Origin of the sequence: Vibrio makurazakiensis (assembly GCF_050337375.1) — a bacterium.
GTDB classification, from domain to species: domain Bacteria; phylum Pseudomonadota; class Gammaproteobacteria; order Enterobacterales; family Vibrionaceae; genus Vibrio; species Vibrio makurazakiensis.
In genome coordinates this window covers 1-1,960 of sequence record NZ_JAKJSW010000405.1, presented here as the reverse complement: position 1 = coordinate 1,960, position 1,960 = coordinate 1, and the positions used below count along the sequence as shown (strand labels likewise).

Annotated in this window: 1 protein-coding gene and 1 pseudogene; both read left to right on the top strand. The window is 43.5% G+C overall.

The window, feature by feature from the left end:
• A pseudogene (locus L4C33_RS21945) lies at positions 1–131 on the top strand (glucosamine kinase nucleotide-binding domain-containing protein); the annotation flags it as partial.
• 15 nt (positions 132–146) lie between these two features.
• Positions 147–1,960, top strand: a 1,814-nt coding sequence (locus L4C33_RS21940; protein WP_428814502.1) for a beta-N-acetylhexosaminidase, incomplete at its 3' end; no start/stop codon positions are given.

The following is a 1,960-nucleotide window of genomic DNA, read 5'->3' as shown; positions in this document are numbered from 1 at the left end:
GTATTGCTGAGCGTATTCTTCATTGGCTTTCTCCACCAGTACAGCAATGGATTGTACCTGCACAGTTTGACGCCATTGAAGGCGCTTTAATGTTTGCAGGTAAACCTGAACATAACTTGTACCCACTTTAACGAGTTGGAGGTCTTATGAATTATCGCGTTGATTTAGCCGTACTATCAGAACAAAAACAAACCTGCCGTTTTGGGCTGACTATCCATAACCTCAGCGATCAGGATTTAGAGAACTGGTCACTGCATTTTGCATTTGATCGCCTAATTATCTCTGACAGCTTATCTCAAGGTTCGCTAAAGCAAATCGGTAGTTACTGCTCGCTAAGTTCCAATGAAGCCACGTTAAAAGCTAACCATCATTTTTACTGTGAATTCAGCATAAACAGTGCTCCATTTCGATTTTATTCTGATGGCTTAAACGATGCTTTTATTCAAAAAACGGCTAATGAGCATACACAAATTATCCCAGTAGATATTTCTCCTATCGTATTAGCATCACCGTACCGTGAACGCAGTGTGATCCCAGATGTACAAGCCGCACCACTCGCTCTGATCCCACAGCCTAATGAATGTGAAATTAAGAACGGAATATTTATCTTAAATGAGCATGTTCAATTAACGGTTCACTCTTCTCTAGCTGACAATGCAAGCAATTGGCTTCAGCAAGAATTGCAGCAGTATTTTGAGTTAGAACTTCCAATATCTAATCACGGTTCACTGCTCTTTAGCAGTAATCCAACTTTAGATGAAGGTGAATACAAACTAATTGTTGAACCGAGTGAGATTGTGCTTGAGTCAGGTTCTCGCTCTGGCTTCACACATGGTGTCGCAAGCTTAATTCAGCTTATTTCATACGTAAACAAAGACGAGCTTTCGGTGCAATGTTGCACTATTTCGGATAAACCAAGGTTTAGATACCGCGGCATGATGCTGGACTGTGCGCGACACTTCCATAGCGTAGATGAGATTAAACGTCTCATTAACCAATTAGCGCACTACAAGTTCAATACCTTCCACTGGCATTTAACGGATGACGAGGGTTGGCGTATTGAAATCAAAGCTTTCCCTGAGCTAACCGACATTGGAGGTTGGCGTGGTCTAGAGCATAAACTAGAACCTCAGTACACCCACCTTTCAGAAAGTTATGGTGGCTTCTACACCCAACAACAAATCCGAGAAGTGATCGCTTACGCTGAGCAGCGTGAAATTAGTGTGATCCCCGAAATAGATATTCCAGGTCACTGCCGAGCTGCGATTAAATCTCTGCCCGAGCTACTTGTTGAACCAGAAGACTCAACTCAATACAGCAGTATCCAACACTACACGGATAACGTATTAAACCCTGCATTACCTGGTACTTATCAATTTTTGGATGCCGTTCTGGAAGAAATTTCACAACTGTTCCCAAGCCAGCTTATTCACATGGGCGCCGATGAAGTTCCTCATGGTGTATGGGCAGAAAGTCCAGCAGCACAAAAGTTGATGCAAGAGAAAGGTTACACCGACAGCAAAGACCTACAAGGCCACCTATTCCGTTACGCGGAGAATAAACTCAAAGCGCTTGGTAAAAGAATGGTCGGATGGGAAGAAGCTCAACACGGAAATAAAGTCAGTAAAGACACCATCATCTATTCATGGCTGAGTGAAGAAGCCGCCGTGAACTGTGCTCGACAAGGGTTTGACGTGGTACTACAACCAGGTCAATACACTTATCTAGATATGGCACAAGACTACGCGCCTGAAGAGCCAGGTGTTGATTGGGCATCAGTTATTCCATTGGAGCAAGCTTATAACTATGAGCCTTTATCCGATATCCCTGACAACGACCCTATTCGTAAACGCATCCGCGGCATCCAATGTGCTTTATGGTGCGAAATCATCACTAATCAACACCGTATGGATTACATGATCTATCCACGTATTAGTGCTCTAGCAGAAGGCTGTTGGAC